This window comes from Acidovorax sp. SRB_14 (assembly GCF_012932145.1).
GTDB lineage: Bacteria > Pseudomonadota > Gammaproteobacteria > Burkholderiales > Burkholderiaceae_C > Simplicispira.
On sequence record NZ_MWOK01000012.1, the window covers coordinates 103548 to 123149 of the forward strand.

Sequence of the window (19602 nt, forward strand, 5' to 3'; positions counted from 1 at the left end):
TCAGCGCCCCCCCGCCAGCAGCGGGAACAGCTTGCCCAGCCCGTCGGCCATCACCTCGACGGCCAGCGCCGCCAGGATCAGGCCCATGAGCCGCGTCATCACGTTGATGCCGGTCTTGCCGAGCACGCGCGCTATCGGTTCGGCGAGCGAGAAGCAGACGACCGTGGCCGCGGCGATCACCACGCCGTAGCCCACCAGCGCCACATGCTGCAGCCAGGTGTGCGCGCGGTCGGCGTAGATCACCACGGTGGACATGCAGGCCGGGCCGGTGAGCAGCGGAATCGTCAGCGGCACGACGGCGATGCTGGAGCCGGCAGCGGCCTTTTCCGCGCCTTCCTCCAGGTCGTTGGTGGCGGCCTTGGCCTCGGCCGGCTGGGCGTTGAGCATGTTCATCGCGCTGATCAGCAGCAGCATGCCGCCGCCGACCTGGAAGCTCTGCAGCGAGATGTTGAAGAACTCCAGGATCTGCAGGCCCAGCAGCGCGCACACGGCGATCACGCAGAAGGCGCTGAAGGCGGCGGTCTGGATCGTGCGCCGGCGCTGCGCCGGCGAAAAGCCCTGGGTGTAGTGGATGAAGAACGGCACGATGGCCAGCGGGTTCACGATGGCCAGCAGCGTGATCAGCGGTTTGAGGTCCATCAACGGCCTCCGGAGACGTCGAGCAGCGACGCGGTGGTGTAGCTGGCCGCATCCGAGAGCAGCCAGACGATGGCCTGCGCGACCTCCTGCGCCGTGCCGGCGCGCTGCATCGGCACCGTGTGCGCCAGGTCGCGCACGCGCTCGGGCAGGCCGCCGCTGGCGTGGATCTCGGTGTCGATCAGGCCGGGGCGCACCGCATTGACGCGGATGCCCTCGGCCGCCACCTCGCGCGCCAGGCCGAGCGTGAAGGTGTCGATGGCGCTCTTGCTCGCGGCGTAGTCCACGTACTGGTGTGCCGCGCCCAGGCGCGCGGCCGCGCTCGAGACGTTGACAATGGCGCCGCCCGCGCCGCCGTGGCCCGTGCCCATGCGGCGCACGGCCTCGCGCGCGCACAGAAAGCTGCCGACCACGTTGGTGTTGAAGATGCGGCGCAGGCGCGCGGCGTCCATCTGGTCCACGCGTGCGGGCATGTCCACCACACCGGCGTTGTTGACCAGGGCCGTGAGCGGGCCCAGCTTTGCGTCCACCCGCGCGAACAGGGCCTGCACCTGGTCCTCGTGCGCCACATCGGCCTGGACGGCGAGGGCCGTGCCACCCGCAGCGCGGATCTGGCGCACGACCTCGTCGGCGGCCAGCGAGTTGCTGTGGTAGTTCACGGCCACGGCATGGCCTTGCTGCGCCGCCAGCAGCGCCGTGGCCGCGCCAATGCCGCGCCCACCGCCGGTGATGAGTGTCACTTTGTCCAAAGGTCTGTCTCCTGCAAGAATGCGAGGTCGCGGAATGTGCGCCATTACAGCATTGCCATGGCGCATGGCGCATGGCGCACGGCCACCGCGCCGACCGTCCCCCACCACCAAGGAGCAAGAACATGGGCAGTTTTGTGGATTTGACCGCCGCCGACGGGTTCGCCGTCCCCGCCTGGGTCGCCGAACCCGAGGGCACGCCACGCGGTGGCGTGGTCGTGCTGCAGGAGATTTTTGGCGTGAACTCGCACATCCGCGGCGTCGCCGAGCGGTTTGCCGCGCGCGGCTATGTGGCCGTGGCGCCTGCCACCTTCGCGCGCACCAAGCCGGGCGTGGAGCTCGGCTACAGCGACGCCGACATGCAGGCGGGCTTTGCCCTCAAGACGGCGGTCGACCAGCTGCCCGGCGCCGGCGTGATGCCCGACATCCAGGCCGCCATCGACCACGCTGCAGCGCGCAGCGGCGGCAAGGTCGGCATCGTCGGCTTCTGCTGGGGCGGCCTGCTGACCTGGCGCGCGGCCTGCGAGCTGCGCGGCTTGGCCGCGGCCGTGTGCTACTACGGCGGCGGCATGACCACGGCCGAGGAGGCGGCGCGCAAGCCGCACTGCCCGGTGCTGGCGCACTTTGGCAGCCGCGACCACTGGATCTCGCAGGACAGCGTGCAGGCCTTTGCGCGCGCGCAGCCGCAGGTGCAGGTGCATGTGTACGACGCCGACCACGGCTTCAACTGCGACCAGCGCGGCTCCTACGACGAGGCCGCCGCAGTGGCGGCACGCGAGCGCACGCTGGCGTTTTTTGCGCAGCACCTGGGCTAGAAGCCGATCCCGCCCGCGGGCGCTGTGTCATCCGGCCGCTGGCAAGAGCCGGAGCGCAGTGCGCGCGGGCGGATGCGCAGGGTGGGCCACAGGCGCGCTGTCGCGCGTCTCCGGCCAGCGTGAACACCGCAATGGACTGCACCTGGCCCTGCGCCTGGGCCCCGAGCCGTTCTTCGTACATGGAGTGCAGCGCGGCGTTGGAGCGGCTGATGCCCCACAGCCCCAGGCTGCCCATGGTCAGCACCAGTAGGCACAGAGCAGGCCCGCCAGCGCGACGATGCGGGTGGAAATCTTGAAACGGTTCAGGCAAGGTTTCGGTGCTCATCCCGCCCAGGCGGCCGCCGGTTGTGGTGCGTTGGAAGGGGCGGTGGGCACGCTGGCGTGGTGCGCCAGCCAGTGCTCGAACTGCGCCAGCGGCAGCGGCCTGCTCAACAGGTAGCCCTGGAACAGCGGGCAGCCCAGGTGCAGCAGCGCCTGGCGCTGGTCTTCGGTTTCCACGCCCTCGGCAATCACGTCCAGGCCCAGGTTGTCGGCCATGCCGATGATGGTTTGCACAATGGCTGCGTCGCTGGGCTCGGTGACGATGTCCTGCACGAAGCTGCCATCGATCTTGAGCTGGTGCAGCGGCAGCCGCTTGAGGTGGGTGAGCGACGAGTAGCCGGTGCCGAAATCGTCGAGCGCAAAACGCACGCCCTGCCGACGCAGGGTCTGCATCTTGTGGATGGTGTCGGCGATGTCGTGCAGCATCAGGCTCTCGGTCAGCTCCAGGACCAGCCGGGCCGGGTTGGCGGTGGTGTGCGCCAGCGCGTTCTGCACCTGGACGAGAAAATTGGGGTGGGCGAACTGGCGCGCGCTGACGTTCACGGCCAGCACCAGCGCCTGCGTCGAGGCATGGCTCTCCCAGCGCTTGAGCTGCATGCAGGCCTGCTGCAGCACCCATTCGCCCAGGGGCACGATCAGGCCCGACTCCTCCGCGACGGGGATGAACTGTGCCGGCGAGACGCTGCCGAAGTGCGGGTGCGTCCAGCGCAGCAGCACCTCGGCGCCGGTGGCCTGGCGCTGGGCGTTGACCTGGACCTGGAAGTGCAGTTGAAGCTGCCCGGCATCGATGGCGCCATGCAGCGCGTCCTGCAAGGACATGCGGTGCTCAAGCCGCGCCTGCAGTGCAGGGTCGAAAAAGCAAAAACCATTGCGCCCCGTGTTCTTGGCCTGGTACATGGCCACGTCCGCACGCTTGAGCAGCTCCTTGATGGTGGTGTTGTTGTGCCGGAACAGGCTGATGCCGATGCTGGCGCTGGAGCGGTGCACTTGGTTGGCCAGCCGGCTGGGTTTTTGCAACAGGGCCAGAAGCTGCTGCGCCATCGCTCCGAGTTCCTCCTTCGCACAGGTCTGCTGCGGCGGCAGGTCGTCGACAAGGATGACGAACTCGTCGCCACCGAGGCGCGCGATGGTGTCGCTGGCGCGCACCGCGCCGCGCAGGCGTTGCGCAATGTCCACCAGGAGCTGGTCGCCCACTTCGTGGCCCAGGGTGTCGTTGACGGTCTTGAAGTTGTCCAGGTCCAGCAGCAGCACGGCGCGATGGCGGTGGTCCCGGCCACTGGCCTCCAGGGCCGAATGCAGGCGCTCGCGCAGCAGGCGGCGGTTGGGCAGGTGCGTGAGCGGGTCGTAGTAAACGAGCTGGTCGATGGCCTTTTCGTTGGCGCGCAGCTTGCGTTGCAGCGCCTGCAGCGCGCGCATCACAGCGCTGATTTCGTCCTTGCCGCGGATGCGGATGGGGGTGTCGAGCTTGCCATTCTCGATATGGCGAAACACCTTGATCACGTGCCGCAGTGGCCCGACGATGGAGCGTATGAGCAGCACGCCGAGCAAGGTCAGCACCGCCATTGCCAGCACCAGCGCGCCCACGGCGCCCCGGTAGGTCTGCTGGTAGCGCTGCACACCGGCGCTGTAGGCCGCCTGCGCGGCGTCGAACTGCAGGTTGATCAGTGCCTGGATGTCGGGCTGGGCGCGCTCATAGAGGGCGTGCGCCCGGGAAGCGGGGCGCCCAAGGTCGTGGTACGCCCGCGTGCGCAGGGCCGTGATCGCGGGCAGGACGGCTTCCTGCACGTACTGGTCGCGGCGCGAGGCAAACCGCTGTGCCAGGGCGCGCTCCTGCGCGTCGTCCAGGTTGCCTTGGTAGGCGGCCCACAACGCGTTGATGGCTTCCATGTTGTGCGCCAGTTCCTCGGCGACTGCGTCGGCGGCGCCAGGGCGGTGGACGATGGCGCCCTCGTCCAGCGCGATCTGCAGTTGCAGGCGGTTGGACAGCATCAGGTGGGAAATCTGGGCCAGTGCGCGCACCGGCTTCATGCGGTCCTCGTAGACCAGGCGCAGGCTGTCCTGCGAGGCGGCAAGACCGCTGATGCCAGCCGCTGCCAACAGCACCGCGACCAGCATCGCCAGCGCCATCATCCAGGCCAGCCGCGTGCCGATGCGCAGGCGTGAAAAAAGCGGGTGGCCACCCTGCCAGCGCCGGGCCAGGCGCCGCAGCCAGCCCAGGCAGGAGCGCCTGGCGTGGTGCGCTCTCATGGGATGGCGCCGCGGGGTCGACCATGGTCGGGGCCCAGCCGGGGGCAGGAGACGGGAAGAGGCGGTGGCGAAAAGCGGGAAAGGAGCCTGAACATGCGTGCGTCCGACCCTGGAGCGGTGCCAGGGTCTACAAGGTGCTTGCGCTCGGCATGGCAAAACGCCGTGGGCAAGCCGTTGCAAGGCAGGGTCGGGGCCTTGGGGTCGCCTGTGCTGCGGGAGCGCGGCAGCCAGACAAAGAGCCGCTTTTTATACCTGTGATCGTGCGGCTTCGCAATGCGCGGCGACAGAGAGGATGCGGTTTTTTGGGTCAGGGAGGCAGCAAGGCCTCGTGGGCATCGATGGCCTTGGCCGCCAGGGCCGAGAGCTTGATGCGCTGCGTGCGCGAGGCTGCCCGCAGAAGTTCGAACGCCTGGGCGCGGCGCAGCCGGTGCTGGGCCATGGCGATGCCGGTGGCCACATTGATGTCCCGGTCGCCATCGAGCGCGGCCTGCAGCTGGGCGCGTATCTGGCGCAGGCCATCGAGTTCGCGGGCGCGTTGCAGCGCCGCCTCGATGGTCGGGCGGATCTGGAAGATGTCCAGTGGCTTGACCATGTAGCCCAGCGCGCCCGAGTGCGCGGCGCGGGCGACGGTCTCGGGGTCGCTGTAAGCGCTGAGCATGACGAACGGAATACGGTCGAGGTCGCGCAGGCGTTCGACCCATTCCAGGCCACCGCGGCCGGGCAGGTGCACGTCCAGGATCACTAGGTCTGGGCGCATGCCGCTGGCCAGCAGGGTTTCGACGTCGTCCACCGAATCGGCCGTGCTGACGCGGTAGCCGGCCTCGCGCAGGCCGCGGGCCATGGTGGCCAGGATCAGCCGGTCATCGTCGACCAGCAGCAGGTGGGGGGACGCGGGCAGGGACGGGGTGTTGCTGGGGTTCATGCGGTGGCGGGGCATTCGAGTTCAATCACGGGCGGCTGCAGCCGCAGCCGCACCACGGCCCGCCGCCCGGATTGCTCCGTGCTCAGGGCGGCACCGCGGCGCGGCATCAGGGCCGCAACCAGGTCCAGCCCGATGTGCGCGGCGGCTGCCTTCTCCTGCCATTGTCCGGGGTTGGAGATGGTGATCTGCACCACATCGGCCTGGCCACCCTTGCGCAGTGCGATGCGCACGTCCTGGTGCCCCTGGCCACCATGCTTGATGGCGTTGAGGATCAGCTCGTTGAGCACCAGCGCCACCGGCACGGCCTCGGCATGGTGCAGGCGGCAGGGTTGCCAGTTTTCCGGAATGTCCAGCGCAATCGGCACCTGCCACAGCGATTGCAGGCCTGCGGCCACGGCACGGGTGAGCTCGCACAGCCGCACCTGGTCGACGCAGGCACGCCCTTGCAGGCCGTGGATGACGGCAATGCTCTGCACCTGGCCGATGAGCTGTGTTACTGGGCCCTGCAGTTGCGGGTGCGCACGGCCGAAGTCCCGCATGATCCCCATGATGCCCTGCAGGTTGTTCTTGATGCGGTGGTGCACTTCCCGCACCAGCGCATCGCGCAAGGCCTGTTCGCGCTGGTTGCGCTGCACCTCCTGTTCGCGCAGGCTGGTCACGTCGGACACGGTCAGCACGTAGTGCGTGGTGCGCGCATGGCGGTCCAGCACCGGCGTGATGCCGACCCAGGCCGGGTAGAGGGCGCCGGATTTGCGCCGGTGCCATTCCTGGCGCTGCACGGCGTGGCGCAGGGGCTCGGCGCAGGCGCTGGTTGCGCCATGGGCCTCTGTCCCGGACGGCGCTTCGGGCCTGTCCGGCTCAGGTGCGCGCAGAAACTGCGGTGTCTTGCCCAGCACCTCGTGCGCGCCGTAGCCGGACATGGCCAGGAACGACCGGTTGGCCTGCAGGATCACCTGGCGGGCATCGGTGATGAGCAGGCCCTGCTGGCATTCAAAGGCAATCGCGGCCACGCGCAGATGGGCGTCTTGCCGCCGGCGCTCGGAAAAATAGGACGCCAGCGACATGCCGACCAGCGACAGGATCGCCATGAACGACCCGTAGCCGAATCCCTGGCTGAGCGCGATGTCCCGCGCAAAGAAGCCGGTGCCCTGGCAGATGCCCCACAGGGCCTGCAGCGCCACCAGGCACAGCAACCCCACTGTGCCCAGCAGGCCCAGGCGCACGCCGGCCCAGGTGACGAACAAGAACATCCAATAGGCGTTGGCCACCGGATCGAGCAGGTCGCTGCGCCAGCCGGCAAAGATCACCTGCCCCGCCAGGAGGGTCAGCCCATACACCAGGAGGCCCTCGGGCAGGCGCGTCAGCGCCTTGGTCGTGCCCAGGGTGCGCCACCATGCCAGGACCAGGGCGGCGACCAGCACCGTGCCCAGGGCTTCGCCCATCCACCAGCGCAGTACCGTGAGCGGCCAGGCGCTGGTGCTGACCAGCCCCGCGGCAAGCACGGCCGTGGCCCCCGCCAGTGCGCCGGCCCCCGCGCCGGCAATGCCGGCATAGGCCAGCAGCTGCCGGCAGGCCCGGAATGAATGGCAGCGCAGATCGAAATGTCCCACGTGCAGCAGCAGCCAGGCGCCCAGCCACGCCGCCACCATGGCGGCCAACGCCTCGCTGGCCAGTACCGCCGGCGACATGCCAGCGTGGGTGGCATGCACCAGTACCGTCCCCACCAGCACGCTGGCGACGCCGCGCCGTCCGCCCAGCAGCGCCAGCGCCAGGGCCAGGCCGCCGGCGGGACGAAACAGGTGGGTGAAGTGCGGGTCCAGCCCATGCGCTGGCGCCATGTCGGCCACCAGCATGTAAAGCAAGGTGGTCGCCAGGAAGGCCAGCGGCGAGAAGGGCTGGGAAGGGTAGGGCACGCGCAGGCAGGCAAGCAGAAGATGTATCCAAGTGTGCACCATCGCGCCCCACCCCCTGGCGTCCGCACATGCGGCGTGGGCCCCTGGGTGCGAGTGGGGCCCGCGCGGAGGGCGTGGTCAAGCCACGCCGAGGGCCGCCTGCAGCTCCAGCGCATGGCCTGTGGCGTGGCCCAGCGCGGTGTTGTCGAAGATGCACCATGCCTGGGCCCCTGCGGCGCGTGCCGCCTGCAGCTGCGCCGCGACGGCGGCGAGCGCGGGCGCGCCGTAGGGCGAGTAATAGACCTGCGGCGCCCCGTGCAGGCGCAGGTAGCGCAGGCCGGGCCAGCCGCCGGGCGCGCTGCCGCCCGCGTGCAGCACCGGGTCGGCCTGTACGCGGGCGATCTGCGCGGCGTGCAGCAGCGCGTCGGCCTGCGGCGTGAACCAGCTGGCGTGGCGCGGCTCGAGCGCGACCGCGCCACCGTGGCGTGCGCGCAGCAGCGCGGTGAAAGCCGCCGCCGTGTCGGCGTCAAAGCGCAGGCTGGGCGGCAGCTGCACCAGCAGGCACCCGAGGCGCCCGCCCAGGCCTTCGACCTGCGCCAGGAAGGCGTCGAGCAGTGCGGCGCAGCCGTGCAGGCGGCGCTCGTGCGTGATGCTGCGCGGCAGCTTGACGCTGAAGCGGAAGTCGCCCGGCACGCTGGCCGCCCAGCGCGCATAGGTGGTGCGCTGGTGCGGGCGGTAGAACGAGGAGTTGATCTCCACCGCCCGCAGGCGCGTGGCGTAACGCTGCAGGTGCGTGCCGTCGGCGCCAAACTGCGGCCACAGCGGCCGCGGCAGGCTCCAGCCGGCGCAACCTATGTACACGCTGGCCGGGGTCGACGGCGCTGGCACGCCTGCCGCCATCAGCCGCTTTCCAGGCGGCGCAGGTAGCGCTTGCGCCAGAACAGCACCACCAGCGCCACGGCCATCAGCGCCATGCCGGCCATGGCCCACCAGAAGCCGCCCTGCCGGTGCACCAGCGGCAGCACTTCGAAGTTCATGCCGAAGATGCCCGCGATCAGGTTGAGCGGCAGGAACACGGCCGTGAGCGCGGTGAGCGTGCGCATGATGGTGTTGGTGCGGTGGCCCTGCACGCTGAAGTGCATCTGCACCGCCGTCTCGGCGCTCTGCCCGAGCCGGCGCACGTGGTGCAGCACCCGGTCGATGTGCTCGAGCACATCGCGGCTGCGCACCTTGAGCAGCTCGAGCACCTCGGCCGCCGCGCTGCCGGCCCCGTCGTTGTCACCGGGGCTGCCCGCGGTGGCCGGGGCCGGCAGCGTCTCGAGCGCCGCCATCCAGGCGCGCAGCGCGGTGCGCTGGTCTTCACACAGGTCTTCGAGCTGGTGCAGCGTCAGGCGCGCCTCCAGCAGCCCATGCCAGTTGGAAAAGCGCGAGCGCGGGTCCAGCAGCACCGCCTGCCACTGGTCCAGCTGCTGCGTGAGTTCGCGGCGCGCCCCGAGGAAATCGTCCACCGCCAGCCCGACCAGCTGCAGCATCAGGTCGGCCGGGTGGGACAGCACGCGCGCTCCCACCAGCGCGGCGCTGGCACTGCAGTCGCGCGTGCCGGCCAGCAGGCGCTCGGCGCAGCTGCGGGCCAGCGCGCTGTCGTCGGGGTGCACCGACAGCAGCACGCGCTCGAACACGGCGCAGCCCATGGCGTGCGTGGCGATCTGCGCCAGCCGCGGCGGTGAGGGGCGGGCGCGGTGCGTGGCCTTCGGCGCGCCGCGGGCCGACAGGCCCGGGCCGGGCGCCGCCGCGAGGCAATGAAACACCATCAGGTCGTACTGCGAGGTGTAGTCGTACTGCGACGGCAGCTGCGCGTTGAGCAGGTCGCTGACATGCAGCTCCAGCAGCCGCGCGCCCGCCAGGCGCATGAGCGCCTCCTGCACCGGCGCCACGTGCGCGCTCAGGTGCGCATGCGTGGTGGCCAGCCACAGTGTGCCTTCGGTAGGCAGCTGCGCCGGCAGCTCGGCCAGTTCGGTGGCGCCGCCACCGCCGTGAAGGTGCAGGATGCGCATGCGATGGGGGCTGAAAATGGGCTTTAACGCTTACTGGAAAAGCGCTTGCAGCTCTTATTTCCGGAGCAAGCGCGCTGCCTCCCGCGCGAAGTACGTCAGCACCCCATCGGCGCCGGCGCGCTTGAAGGCCAGCAGGCTTTCCATCATCACGGCATCGTGGTCGAGCCAGCCGTGGGCGGCGGCGGCCTTGAGCATGGCGTATTCGCCGCTCACCTGGTAGGCAAAGGTCGGCACCTTGAACTCGTCCTTGACACGGCGCACCACGTCCAGGTACGGCATGCCGGGCTTGACCATGACCATGTCGGCCCCTTCGGCCAGGTCCGATGCCACCTCGCGCAGCGCCTCGTCGGTGTTGCCGGGGTCCATCTGGTAGACGTTCTTGTCGGCCTTCCCCAAGGCACCGCGCGTGCCGACGGCGTCGCGGAACGGGCCATAGAAGGCGCTCGCGTACTTGGCGCTGTAGGCCATGATGCGCGTGTGGATGTGGCCGTGCGCTTCGAACGCGTCGCGGATCGCACCGATGCGCCCGTCCATCATGTCGCTGGGCGCGACGATGTCCACGCCCGCCTCGGCATGCGCGAGGGCCTGGCCCACGAGCACCTCGACGGTCTCGTCGTTGAGGATGTAGCCGGTCTCGTCGAGCAGGCCGTCCTGGCCGTGGCTGGTGTAGGGGTCGAGCGCCACGTCGGTCATCACGCCCAGGTCGGGGAATTCCCGTTTGAGTGCCCGCACCACGCGCGGGATCAGGCCGTCGGGGTTCAGCGCTTCCTTGCCGTCGGGCGTCTTGAGCGCGGCGTCGATCGACGGGAACAGCGCCATGACCGGGATGCCCAGCTGCACGCAGTCCTCGGCCACGGGCAGCAGCAGATCGAGGCTCAGGCGGTCCACGCCGGGCATGGACGGCACGGCCTGGCGCAGGTTCTGGCCCTCGTGCACGAACACCGGGTAGATCAGGTCGTGCGGCGTGACGGCGTGCTCGCGCACCAGGTTGCGGGTGAAGGCGTCGCGGCGCAGGCGGCGCGGGCGCTGGGTCGGGAAAGGGGGAGGGCTGGAGAGGTGCATGGGGAAAATTGTGCCCCATCCGCACGCGGGCGGGGCCGCGGCGCCCACACGCCCGTGCCGGCCATGCAGCTGGCGTGTGGCGCAGCCCACTAAACTGGCGCCATGCTTTGGGTCAAATCGTTTCACATCGTCTTCGTGGCCAGCTGGTTTGCCGGCCTGTTCTATCTGCCGCGCATCTTCGTCAACCTGGCGATGGTGTCGCCGCAGTCGGCGGCCGAGCGCGAGCGGCTGCTGCTGATGGCGCGCAAGCTGATGCGCTTCACGACCCTGCTGGCCGTGCCCGCCGTGGCGCTGGGCCTGTGGCTGTGGCTGGGCTACGGCATCGGCCGTGGACCGGGCAACGGCTGGATGCACGCCAAGCTGGCCGTGGTGCTGCTGGTGCTCGGATACCACCATGCGTGCGGCGTGATGCTGCGCCGGCTCGCGGCCGGCACCAGCGCGCGCAGCCATGTGTGGTTCCGCTGGTTCAACGAAGTGCCGGTGCTGCTGCTGACGCTGGCGGTGGTGCTGGTGGTGGTCAAGCCGTTTTGAGCGCCGGGGCTGCCCGTCCGCCCGCCGCGCCGCCGCTGGACGAGCCCATGCACAAGACCTCGGCCTGGCCGCTGGCGCTGGTGTATGCGGCGCTGATTGTTTTTGCGAGCCTGTTCCCGTTCTATGGCTGGCGCGCCCAGGGCATTTCGCCCGAGGTGTTTCTGTGGGCGCCCATCCCGCCGCCGTACTGGACCGGGTTCGACGTCGCCATCAACGTGCTCGGTTATGCGCCGCTGGGCTTTTTGCTGGCGCTGGCGCTGCTGCGCACCGGCTGGCCCCAAAGCGCCGTGCCGCTGGCGGCGCTCGCGGGCCTGTTGCTGTCGGCGGGCATGGAGTTCCTGCAGATCTACCTGCCCAAGCGCGTGCCCTCCAACCTCGACCTCGTGCTCAACGCGGCCGGGGCCTTAAGCGGTGCGCTGCTGGCGGCGCTGCTCGAGCGGCTGGGCGCCATCGACCACTGGAGCCGGTTTCGCACCCGCTGGTTCGTGGCCGATGCGCGCGGCGCGCTCGTCCTGCTGGCGCTGTGGCCCTGGGCCCTGCTGTTTCCGGCGGCCCAGCCGTTTGGCCTGGGCCAGGTGCTCGAACGCCTGGAACTTGCGCTCGAGGACCTGCTCGAGGACACGCCTTTCCTGACCTGGCTGCCGGTGCGCGAGGAGGCGCTGCAGCCGCTGTCGCCGGCCGCCGAGCTGTTGTGTGTGGCGCTGGGGCTGCTCGTGCCCTGCCTGCTCGGCTACGCGGTCATTCGCCACGTCGGGCGGCGCGCCGTGTTTGCGCTGGCGGCGGTGGCCGTCGGCGTGGCGGCGACGGCGTTGTCGGCCGCGCTCAGCTACGGCCCGGCGCACGCCTGGGTGTGGCTGGGCATGCCGGTGCGCGCTGGCATCTGGGTCGGCTTGGTGATGGCGGCGCTGCTGCTGGCGCTGCCGCGGCGCGCCTGCGCCGTGCTGCTGCTGCTGGTGCTGGCGGTGCACCTGAACCTGCTCAACGATGCGCCGACCAGCGCCTATTTCGCGCAAACCTTGCAGGCCTGGGAGCAGGGGCGTTTCATCCGCTTCTTCGGCATCGGCCAGTGGCTGGGCTGGCTCTGGCCTTATGCCGCGCTCGTGTATCTGGTCCTGCGCGCCTCGCGCGGCGAACAGGCTTCCTAGAATGGCAGGCATGACCGACACCCCCGCTGCGGCGCCCAGCTACTTTGCGCGCCACATCTTTTTTTGCCTCAACGAGCGCGCCAACGGCGAGAACTGCTGCGCGCAGCACGGCGCGCAGGCGGCGTTCGAGCATTGCAAGAAGCTGGTCAAACAGGCCGGCCTGGCCGGTCCCGGCCAGGTGCGCGTGAACAAGGCCGGCTGCCTGGACCGCTGCGCCGCCGGCCCCGTGGCCGTGGTCTACCCCGAAGGCACCTGGTACAGCTACGTGGACGCGAGCGACATTGACGAAATCGTCGAGTCGCACCTGAAAAACGGCGTGGTGGTGGAGCGCCTGCGCACGCCGGCGGAACTAGGGCGCTGATCGGCACTCCACCCTGTTTCCAGCTTTTTGGGCTCCAGCGCTTTTCCAGCAAGCGTTGGCAGCTATTGATCGGATAGCAAACGTGAATGCACAGACTGAACGCCTGAGCCTGGCGGGCGCCGCAGGCGCCATCGAGGCCGTGCGCGATGCGGCCCAGGTGGGCGTGGGCGCTGCGCCGCGCGGCGTGGCCGTCATCGCCCATCCCCATCCGCTGTTTGGTGGCACCCTGGACAACAAGGTGGTGCAGACCCTGGCGCGCGCCTTCGTGCAGTGCGGCTGGACGGCGGTGCGCTTCAACTTCCGCGGCGTCGGCGCCAGCGCCGGCGTGCACGACGCGGGGCAGGGCGAGGCGCAGGACTTTCTCTCCGTCGTCGCGCAGGCCGCACCCGAAGGGCCGATCGCCCTGGCCGGCTTCTCGTTCGGCGCCTTCGTCACCAGCCACGCGCTGGCCGCCCTGTGGGGCGCGCGCAGCGTCGAGCAGGTGGTGCTGGTCGGCACGGCCGCCAGCCGCTTTGGCGTCGCACCGCTGCCCCCCGAGGCGCATCTGCGCACCCTGGTGGTGCACGGCGAGCACGACGACACCGTGCCCCTGGCCGCCGTGATGGACTGGGCGCGCCCGCAGACACTTCCTGTCACAGTCGTGCCGGGAGGCGGTCATTTCTTTCACGGACAATTGCCGCTGCTGAAAAACCTGGTGGTGCGCCACCTGCAATCGCGCGCCTGACGCGCTCTTCGCCCGCGCCACCGCCGCCCCGCTGCGGAGCGCCCTGTGCGCGGTTCCTTATCCTTTTCCCGACTGCTCTCACTGCCCTCATGAAACGCATCCTGTCCGTCTTCCGCTCCCTCGTCCTGGTGATCGGGGTCTCTTCGGCCGCCCTGGTGGCCCAGGCCCAGGCGCCTCAGCCCCCGGAAATCGCCGCCCGCACCTACATGCTGGTCGACGTGACCGCCAACCAGATCCTGGCCGCCAAGGACATCGATGCCCCCGTGGAGCAGGCTTCGCTGACCAAGCTGATGACCGGCTACCTGGTGTTCGACGCGCTGCGCGCCAAGAAGATCGACCTGCAGCAAAAGCTTCCCGTGAGCGTGCGCGCCTGGAAGATGCCGGGTTCGCGCATGTTCATCGACCCCAAGATGCAGGTGCCCGTGGAAGACCTCATCAAGGGCATGATCGTGCAGTCCGGCAACGACGCCACCATGGCCCTGGCCGAGGGCGTGGGCGGCACGGCCGAACAGTTCGTCAAGCTCATGAACGACCAGGCCAAGGCCCTGGGCATGACCGGCACCAGCTACAAGAACCCCGAAGGCCTGACCGAGCCCGGTCACCTGACCACGGCGCGCGACCTGAGCATCCTGGCGACGCGGCTGATGCGCGATTTCCCGCAGTTCATGCACTATTACGCGACCAAGCAGTACAGCTACCCGGGCACGCCCTCTTCCAACGGCAACAACCGGAACTCGCTGCTGTTCCGCGACCCCACCGTGGACGGTCTCAAGACCGGCCACACCGCCGCCGCCGGCTACTGCCTGGTGGCCACGGCCAAGCGCGAATTCCCCAACGTCGGCACGCGCCGCCTGCTCTCCATCGTGCTCGGCGCCGGAAGCGAGAACGCCCGCGCCAACGAAAGCCAGAAACTGCTGAACTGGGGCTACACCGCGTTCGACGCCGTCAAGCTCTTTGACGCCGGCCAGAGCGTGGCCACGCCCGCGGTCTGGAAAGGCAAGGGCAGCACGGTCAAGATGGGCCGCGACGACGCCATCGTCGTCGCCGTGCCTTCGGGCAGCGCCGGCAAGATCACGACCCAGGTCTCGCACCAGGACCCGCTGATCGCCCCGTTCGGCAAGGGCCAGGCCATCGGCGCGCTCAAGGTCGTGCTGGGCGAGCAGTCGCTGCGCGAAGTGCCGCTGATTGCGCTCGAAGGTGTCGAGCAGGCCGGTGTGCTCGGCCGCGCCTGGGACGCCATGCGCCTGTGGATCAAGTAACCACTATTGAAAGCATAGCTTTCAGCGCTTGATGGGTAAGGGTTAGGCGCTGTTTTTGCTTGAAACCGTGGCCGCGCGCCACGGAGCGCAGGCATTCTGGGGCCGCAATTGCCGCTTGCCACCAGGGGCTTGCGCTGGTAGAGTCGAGGGCTTTTCGGAAATTCCGAAGGGATTCACGTTTTCGTTTTTTACGTTTAGGGACGATAGTATTCATGCCAACCATTAACCAGCTCGTGCGTCACGGGCGTGAGGTCGAAAAGACCAAGTCCAAGAGCCCGGCGATGGAAAACTCGCCGCAGCGCCGCGGTGTGTGCACCCGTGTGTACACCACGACGCCCAAGAAGCCCAACTCCGCTCTGCGCAAGGTCGCCAAGGTGCGCCTGACCAACGGTTTTGAGGTCATCTCCTACATCGGCGGCGAAGGCCACAACCTGCAGGAACACAGCGTGGTGCTGGTTCGCGGCGGTCGTGTCAAGGACTTGCCCGGTGTGCGTTACCACATCGTGCGCGGTTCGCTCGACCTGCAAGGCGTGAAAGACCGCAAGCAGTCGCGCTCCAAGTACGGCGCCAAGAAGCCCAAGGCGAAATAAGCCCTGGCGCTGCCAACAAACGGTGTTTGATTCGCCTGGCTGGCGGCATCAAACGTAGTGACCCCAAGCGCGGAGTGCTCCGTGTGGGTCGAGTAAGTGGGATTCAGGATGGATCTCGCGGTGTCTGAAAAGACGCCAACTGAAGCAAATTAGAGGTGAAAAATGCCACGTCGTCGCGAAGTCCCCAAACGTGAAATTCTGCCGGACCCTAAATTCGGCAACGTAGAGCTGTCCAAATTCATGAACGTGATCATGGAAGGCGGCAAAAAAGCAGTGGCCGAGCGCATCATTTATGGTGCCCTCGACCTGATTGAGAAGAAGCACCCTGACAAGGACCCGCTGGAAGCTTTCGTGGTTGCCATCAACAACGTCAAGCCCATGGTCGAAGTCAAGTCGCGCCGCGTCGGTGGTGCCAACTACCAGGTGCCCGTCGAAGTGCGCCCTGTCCGTCGCCTGGCCCTGTCCATGCGCTGGATCAAGGAAGCCGCCCGCAAGCGCGGTGAGAAGTCGATGGCCCAGCGCCTGGCCAACGAGCTGCTCGAAGCGACCGAAGGCCGTGGCGGCGCCATGAAGAAGCGTGACGAAGTGCACCGCATGGCCGAAGCCAACAAGGCATTCAGCCACTTCCGTTTCTAAACCGGAAGACCTTCCCGAGTCCGCACAGGCCGCCGGCATTCATGCCTGCGGCCTTGTGTTGATTCAGAGGGCTCTCATATACAGAGGCTGGGCGCACGCGCTGCCTGTCGCAGCGCCGACCCACCCCAGACGATCAATCAAGGATCCATCATGGCTCGCAATACCCCCCTCGAGCGCTACCGCAATATCGGTATCTCGGCGCACATCGACGCAGGCAAGACCACCACGTCCGAGCGCATTCTTTTCTACACGGGCGTGACCCACAAGCTCGGCGAAGTGCACGACGGCGCAGCCACCACCGACTGGATGGAGCAAGAGCAAGAGCGCGGCATCACCATCACGTCGTCCGCCGTGACCTGTTTCTGGAAGGGCATGGACCTGTCCCGCCCCGAGCACCGCATCAACATCATCGACACTCCCGGCCACGTGGACTTCACGATTGAAGTCGAGCGCTCCATGCGCGTGCTCGACGGCGCCGTCATGGTGTACTGCGCCGTGGGTGGCGTGCAGCCACAGTCGGAAACCGTGTGGCGCCAGGCCAACAAGCACAAGGTGCCGCGCCTGGCTTTCGTGAACAAGATGGACCGCACCGGCGCCAACTTCTTCAAGGTGGTCGAAGGCATGAAGCTGCGCCTGAAGGCCAACCCCGTGCCAATCGTGGTGCCGATCGGCGCCGAAGACAAATTCGAGGGCGTGGTCGACCTGATCAAGATGAAGGCCATCTACTGGGATGACGCATCGCAGGGCATGAAGTTCGAGTACCGCGACATCCCCGCCGATCTGGTGGGCGTGTGCAACGAGTGGCGCGAGAAGATGGTCGAGGCGGCCGCCGAAGCCACCGAAGAGCTGATGAACAAGTACCTCGAAGAGGGCACCCTCTCCGAAGAGGAAATCATGGCCGGTCTGCGCCAGCGCACCATCGCCACCGAAATCCAGCCCATGCTGTGCGGCACCGCCTTCAAGAACAAGGGCGTGCAGCGCATGCTCGACGCCGTGCTCGACTTCCTGCCCTCGCCCGTGGACATCCCTCCCATGGCCGGTACCGATGAAGACGAGAACCACATCACGCGCAAGGCCGACGACAACGAGAAGTTCTCGGCGCTGGCCTTCAAGCTGATGACCGACCCGTTTGTCGGCCAGCTCACCTTCGTGCGCGTCTACTCCGGCGTGCTCAAGAAGGGCGACACCGTGCTGAACTCGGTCAAGGGCAAGAAAGAGCGCATTGGCCGCATCGTGCAGATGCACGCCAACGAGCGCCAGGAAGTGGACGAAATCCGCGCCGGCGACATCGCTGCCTGCGTGGGTCTGAAGGACGTCACCACGGGCGAAACCCTGTGCGACATCAGCGCCCCCATCATCCTGGAGCGCATGGTGTTCCCCGAGCCCGTGATCGCACAGGCCGTGGAGCCCAAGACCAAGGCCGACCAGGAAAAGATGGGCATTGCACTGCAGCGCCTGGCCGCGGAAGATCCGTCTTTCCGCGTCAAGACCGACGAAGAGTCGGGCCAGACCATCATCGCCGGCATGGGCGAGCTGCACCTGGAAATCATTGTCGACCGCATGAAGCGCGAGTTCGGCGTCGAAGCCAACGTCGGCAAGCCGCAGGTGGCCTACCGCGAAACCATCCGCAAGACCGTCGAAGATGCCGAAGGCAAGTTCGTGCGCCAGTCCGGTGGTAAGGGCCAGTACGGCCACGTGGTGCTCAAGATCGAGCCCAACGAGCCGGGCAAGGGCATCGAGTTCATCGACGCCATCAAGGGTGGTGTGGTGCCGCGCGAATACATCCCTGCGGTCGAGAAGGGCATCAACGAAGCCGTCACCCAAGGCGTGCTGGCCGGCTATCCGGTCGTCGACGTCAAGGTCACGCTGCACTTCGGTTCGTACCACGACGTGGACTCGAACGAACTGGCGTTCAAGATGGCTGCCATCTTCGGCTTCAAGGAAGGCTGCCGCAAGGCCAGCCCCGTGATCCTCGAGCCCATGATGGCCGTGGAAGTGGAAACGCCTGAAGAGTACGCCGGCAACGTGATGGGCGACCTGTCGTCGCGCCGCGGCATGGTGCAGGGCATGGAAGACATGATCGGTGGCGGCAAGGCCATCAAGGCCGAAGTGCCGCTGTCGGAAATGTTCGGCTACTCGACCTCGCTGCGCTCGGCCACGCAAGGCCGCGCCACGTACTCGATGGAATTCAAGCACTACAGCGAAGCCCCGCGCAACGTGTCCGAAGCCATCATGGCGGCACGCGCCAAGTAATGAACGAAGGGGCAGAGCGGCGGGGCCGTTCTGCCCTGGTTAATGGCTGAAATTGGCCTCCAGTGCTTGCCCTGTAAGCGTTGGATGCTATTGATTAAATAGCAAAGTTTTTTGCAATCTGCGATCCGGTGCCGCCCCGTTGCCTGTGCAGGGCGAATCCGCAATCGGATGCAGACGTTAAACCACAACACAGGCGCTGCTCTTTGGAGAATTGAAAATGGCAAAAGGTAAGTTTGAACGCACCAAGCCGCACGTCAACGTGGGCACGATCGGCCACGTCGACCATGGCAAGACGACGCTGACGGCAGCGATTGCCACGGTGCTGTCCAAGAAGTTCGGCGGCGAAGCCAAGGACTACTCGCAGATCGACAACGCGCCCGAAGAAAAGGCCCGCGGCATCACGATCAACACCTCGCACGTCGAGTACGAAACCACCGGCCGCCACTACGCGCACGTGGACTGCCCCGGCCACGCCGACTATGTGAAGAACATGATCACGGGCGCCGCGCAGATGGACGGCGCCATCCTGGTGTGCTCGGCCGCTGACGGCCCCATGCCCCAGACGCGCGAGCACATCCTGCTGGCCCGCCAGGTGGGCGTGCCCTACATCATCGTGTTCCTCAACAAGTGCGACATGGTCGACGACGAGGAGCTGCTTGAGCTCGTCGAGATGGAAGTGCGCGAGCTGCTCGACAAGTACGACTTCCCCGGCGACGACACCCCGATCATCCGCGGCTCTGCCAAGCTCGCCCTCGAAGGCGACACCGGCCCGCTGGGCGAACAGGCCATCCTCAAGCTCGCCGATGCCCTCGACAGCTACATCCCCACGCCTGAGCGCGCGGTGGACGGCGCCTTCCTGATGCCCGTCGAAGACGTGTTCTCGATCTCTGGCCGCGGCACCGTGGTCACGGGCCGCATCGAGCGCGGCATCATCAAGGTCGGCGAAGAAATCGAAATCGTCGGCATCAAGGACACGGTCAAGACCACCTGCACGGGCGTGGAAATGTTCCGCAAGCTGCTCGACCAGGGCCAGGCCGGCGACAACGTGGGCCTGCTGCTGCGCGGCACCAAGCGCGAAGACGTCGAGCGCGGCCAGGTGCTGTGCAAGCCCGGCTCGATCAAGCCGCACACGCACTTCACGGCCGAGGTGTACGTTCTGTCGAAGGACGAAGGCGGCCGCCACACGCCCTTCTTCAACAACTACCGCCCCCAGTTCTACTTCCGCACGACGGACGTGACGGGCGCCATCGAGCTGCCCGAAGGCAAGGAAATGGTCATGCCGGGCGACAACGTGTCGATCACCGTCAAGCTGATCAACCCCATCGCCATGGAAGAGGGCCTGCGCTTTGCCATCCGCGAAGGCGGCCGCACCGTGGGCGCTGGCGTCGTGGCCAAGATCATTGCTTAA

General features: G+C 67.8%; 19 protein-coding genes. 10 read left to right on the forward strand and 9 right to left on the reverse strand.

The window, feature by feature from the left end:
* Positions 1 to 639 (reverse strand): MarC family protein, encoded by a 639-nt coding sequence (locus tag B2J86_RS11350; RefSeq protein ID WP_169168125.1) that lies wholly within the window; start codon positions 637 to 639, stop codon positions 1 to 3.
* Positions 639 to 1385 carry an SDR family oxidoreductase gene (locus B2J86_RS11355; RefSeq protein WP_173025619.1) on the reverse strand — a complete coding sequence of 249 codons (747 nt, stop codon included), beginning with the start codon at positions 1383 to 1385 and terminating at the stop codon, positions 639 to 641. The genes B2J86_RS11350 and B2J86_RS11355 overlap by 1 nt, the downstream gene beginning before the upstream one ends.
* A 122-nt stretch (positions 1386 to 1507) precedes the next feature.
* Between B2J86_RS11355 and B2J86_RS11360 the strand changes: the two genes are divergently transcribed.
* Entirely contained in the window at positions 1508 to 2197 is a 690-nt protein-coding gene (locus B2J86_RS11360) for a dienelactone hydrolase family protein (RefSeq protein WP_169168123.1), read from the forward strand.
* A 321-nt stretch (positions 2198 to 2518) separates the two neighbouring features.
* Here the strand turns inward: B2J86_RS11360 and B2J86_RS11365 are convergent, their stop codons facing one another.
* The 6 genes from B2J86_RS11365 to hemB all read right to left on the reverse strand — a co-directional run bounded on the left by B2J86_RS11365 (position 2519) and on the right by hemB (position 10695).
* On the reverse strand, positions 2519 to 4765 hold the full coding sequence (locus B2J86_RS11365; protein WP_173025620.1) for a bifunctional diguanylate cyclase/phosphodiesterase: 2247 nt from the start codon (positions 4763 to 4765) through the stop codon (positions 2519 to 2521).
* Positions 4766 to 5072: 307 nt separating this feature from the next.
* A complete protein-coding gene (locus B2J86_RS11370) occupies positions 5073 to 5687 on the reverse strand; it encodes an ANTAR domain-containing response regulator (protein WP_169168154.1) in 615 nt (204 codons plus the stop codon).
* Positions 5684 to 7600 (reverse strand): MASE1 domain-containing protein, encoded by a 1917-nt coding sequence (locus B2J86_RS11375; protein ID WP_173025621.1) that lies wholly within the window; start codon positions 7598 to 7600, stop codon positions 5684 to 5686. The genes B2J86_RS11370 and B2J86_RS11375 overlap by 4 nt, the downstream gene beginning before the upstream one ends.
* A 117-nt stretch (positions 7601 to 7717) precedes the next feature.
* Entirely contained in the window at positions 7718 to 8479 is a 762-nt protein-coding gene (locus B2J86_RS11380) for a DUF72 domain-containing protein (RefSeq protein WP_169168120.1), read from the reverse strand.
* On the reverse strand, positions 8479 to 9633 hold the full coding sequence (locus B2J86_RS11385; RefSeq protein ID WP_169168119.1) for a magnesium transporter CorA family protein: 1155 nt from the start codon (positions 9631 to 9633) through the stop codon (positions 8479 to 8481). Before B2J86_RS11385 ends, B2J86_RS11380 begins: the two co-directional genes overlap by 1 nt.
* Positions 9634 to 9687: 54 nt before the next feature.
* Positions 9688 to 10695: a porphobilinogen synthase gene (gene hemB, locus B2J86_RS11390; protein WP_169168118.1), complete on the reverse strand. Its 1008-nt coding sequence runs from the start codon at positions 10693 to 10695 to the stop codon at positions 9688 to 9690.
* A 102-nt stretch (positions 10696 to 10797) separates the two neighbouring features.
* On the opposite strand from hemB, the gene B2J86_RS11395 reads away from it, so the two are divergent.
* The 5 genes from B2J86_RS11395 (at position 10798) to B2J86_RS11415 (ending at position 14715) form a co-directional block, all read left to right on the forward strand.
* Complete coding sequence (locus B2J86_RS11395; RefSeq protein ID WP_169168117.1) at positions 10798 to 11226, forward strand: CopD family protein; 429 nt, start codon at positions 10798 to 10800, stop codon at positions 11224 to 11226.
* 47 nt (positions 11227 to 11273) lie between these two features.
* Entirely contained in the window at positions 11274 to 12371 is a 1098-nt protein-coding gene (locus B2J86_RS11400; protein ID WP_169168116.1) for a VanZ family protein, read from the forward strand.
* A 10-nt stretch (positions 12372 to 12381) separates the two neighbouring features.
* Positions 12382 to 12732, forward strand: coding sequence for a ferredoxin (locus B2J86_RS11405; protein WP_169168115.1), 351 nt, complete (start codon positions 12382 to 12384; stop codon positions 12730 to 12732).
* Between the two features lie 82 nt (positions 12733 to 12814).
* Positions 12815 to 13456 carry a CocE/NonD family hydrolase gene (locus B2J86_RS11410; RefSeq protein ID WP_173025622.1) on the forward strand — a complete coding sequence of 214 codons (642 nt, stop codon included), beginning with the start codon at positions 12815 to 12817 and terminating at the stop codon, positions 13454 to 13456.
* A gap of 89 nt (positions 13457 to 13545) precedes the next feature.
* On the forward strand, positions 13546 to 14715 hold the full coding sequence (locus B2J86_RS11415; RefSeq protein WP_169168113.1) for a D-alanyl-D-alanine carboxypeptidase family protein: 1170 nt from the start codon (positions 13546 to 13548) through the stop codon (positions 14713 to 14715).
* Here B2J86_RS11415 and B2J86_RS11420 read toward each other — a convergent pair.
* On the reverse strand, positions 14708 to 14929 hold the full coding sequence (locus B2J86_RS11420; RefSeq protein ID WP_169168112.1) for a hypothetical protein: 222 nt from the start codon (positions 14927 to 14929) through the stop codon (positions 14708 to 14710). The genes B2J86_RS11415 and B2J86_RS11420 overlap by 8 nt on opposite strands.
* On the opposite strand from B2J86_RS11420, the gene rpsL reads away from it, so the two are divergent.
* The 4 genes from rpsL (at position 14928) to tuf (ending at position 19602) form a co-directional block, all read left to right on the forward strand.
* The gene (gene rpsL, locus B2J86_RS11425; protein WP_056266875.1) at positions 14928 to 15305 is read left to right on the forward strand and encodes a 30S ribosomal protein S12; all 378 of its coding nucleotides are present in this window, start codon (positions 14928 to 14930) and stop codon (positions 15303 to 15305) included. The two genes, B2J86_RS11420 and rpsL, sit on opposite strands and share 2 nt — an antisense overlap.
* A 162-nt stretch (positions 15306 to 15467) precedes the next feature.
* Positions 15468 to 15941 carry a 30S ribosomal protein S7 gene (gene rpsG, locus B2J86_RS11430; RefSeq protein WP_169168111.1) on the forward strand — a complete coding sequence of 158 codons (474 nt, stop codon included), beginning with the start codon at positions 15468 to 15470 and terminating at the stop codon, positions 15939 to 15941.
* Positions 15942 to 16091: 150 nt separating this feature from the next.
* On the forward strand, positions 16092 to 18194 hold the full coding sequence (fusA, locus tag B2J86_RS11435) for an elongation factor G (protein ID WP_169168110.1): 2103 nt from the start codon (positions 16092 to 16094) through the stop codon (positions 18192 to 18194).
* 217 nt (positions 18195 to 18411) lie between these two features.
* Entirely contained in the window at positions 18412 to 19602 is a 1191-nt protein-coding gene (gene tuf, locus B2J86_RS11440; protein WP_169636161.1) for an elongation factor Tu, read from the forward strand.

Excerpts from the sequence above, each read along its gene's own strand:
- B2J86_RS11350 (WP_169168125.1), bottom strand. The coding sequence starts at position 639 with ATGGACCTCAAACCGCTGATCACGCTGCTGGCCATCGTGAACCCGCTG.
- B2J86_RS11360 (WP_169168123.1), top strand. The coding sequence starts at position 1,508 with ATGGGCAGTTTTGTGGATTTGACCGCCGCCGACGGGTTCGCCGTCCCC.
- B2J86_RS11365 (WP_173025620.1), bottom strand. The coding sequence starts at position 4,765 with ATGAGAGCGCACCACGCCAGGCGCTCCTGCCTGGGCTGGCTGCGGCGC.
- B2J86_RS11370 (WP_169168154.1), bottom strand. The coding sequence starts at position 5,687 with ATGAACCCCAGCAACACCCCGTCCCTGCCCGCGTCCCCCCACCTGCTG.
- B2J86_RS11380 (WP_169168120.1), bottom strand. The coding sequence starts at position 8,479 with ATGGCGGCAGGCGTGCCAGCGCCGTCGACCCCGGCCAGCGTGTACATA.
- B2J86_RS11385 (WP_169168119.1), bottom strand. The coding sequence starts at position 9,633 with ATGCGCATCCTGCACCTTCACGGCGGTGGCGGCGCCACCGAACTGGCC.
- hemB (WP_169168118.1), bottom strand. The coding sequence starts at position 10,695 with ATGCACCTCTCCAGCCCTCCCCCTTTCCCGACCCAGCGCCCGCGCCGC.
- B2J86_RS11395 (WP_169168117.1), top strand. The coding sequence starts at position 10,798 with ATGCTTTGGGTCAAATCGTTTCACATCGTCTTCGTGGCCAGCTGGTTT.
- B2J86_RS11400 (WP_169168116.1), top strand. The coding sequence starts at position 11,274 with ATGCACAAGACCTCGGCCTGGCCGCTGGCGCTGGTGTATGCGGCGCTG.
- B2J86_RS11405 (WP_169168115.1), top strand. The coding sequence starts at position 12,382 with ATGACCGACACCCCCGCTGCGGCGCCCAGCTACTTTGCGCGCCACATC.
- B2J86_RS11415 (WP_169168113.1), top strand. The coding sequence starts at position 13,546 with ATGAAACGCATCCTGTCCGTCTTCCGCTCCCTCGTCCTGGTGATCGGG.
- rpsL (WP_056266875.1), top strand. The coding sequence starts at position 14,928 with ATGCCAACCATTAACCAGCTCGTGCGTCACGGGCGTGAGGTCGAAAAG.
- B2J86_RS11420 (WP_169168112.1), bottom strand. The coding sequence starts at position 14,929 with ATGAATACTATCGTCCCTAAACGTAAAAAACGAAAACGTGAATCCCTT.
- rpsG (WP_169168111.1), top strand. The coding sequence starts at position 15,468 with ATGCCACGTCGTCGCGAAGTCCCCAAACGTGAAATTCTGCCGGACCCT.
- fusA (WP_169168110.1), top strand. The coding sequence starts at position 16,092 with ATGGCTCGCAATACCCCCCTCGAGCGCTACCGCAATATCGGTATCTCG.
- tuf (WP_169636161.1), top strand. The coding sequence starts at position 18,412 with ATGGCAAAAGGTAAGTTTGAACGCACCAAGCCGCACGTCAACGTGGGC.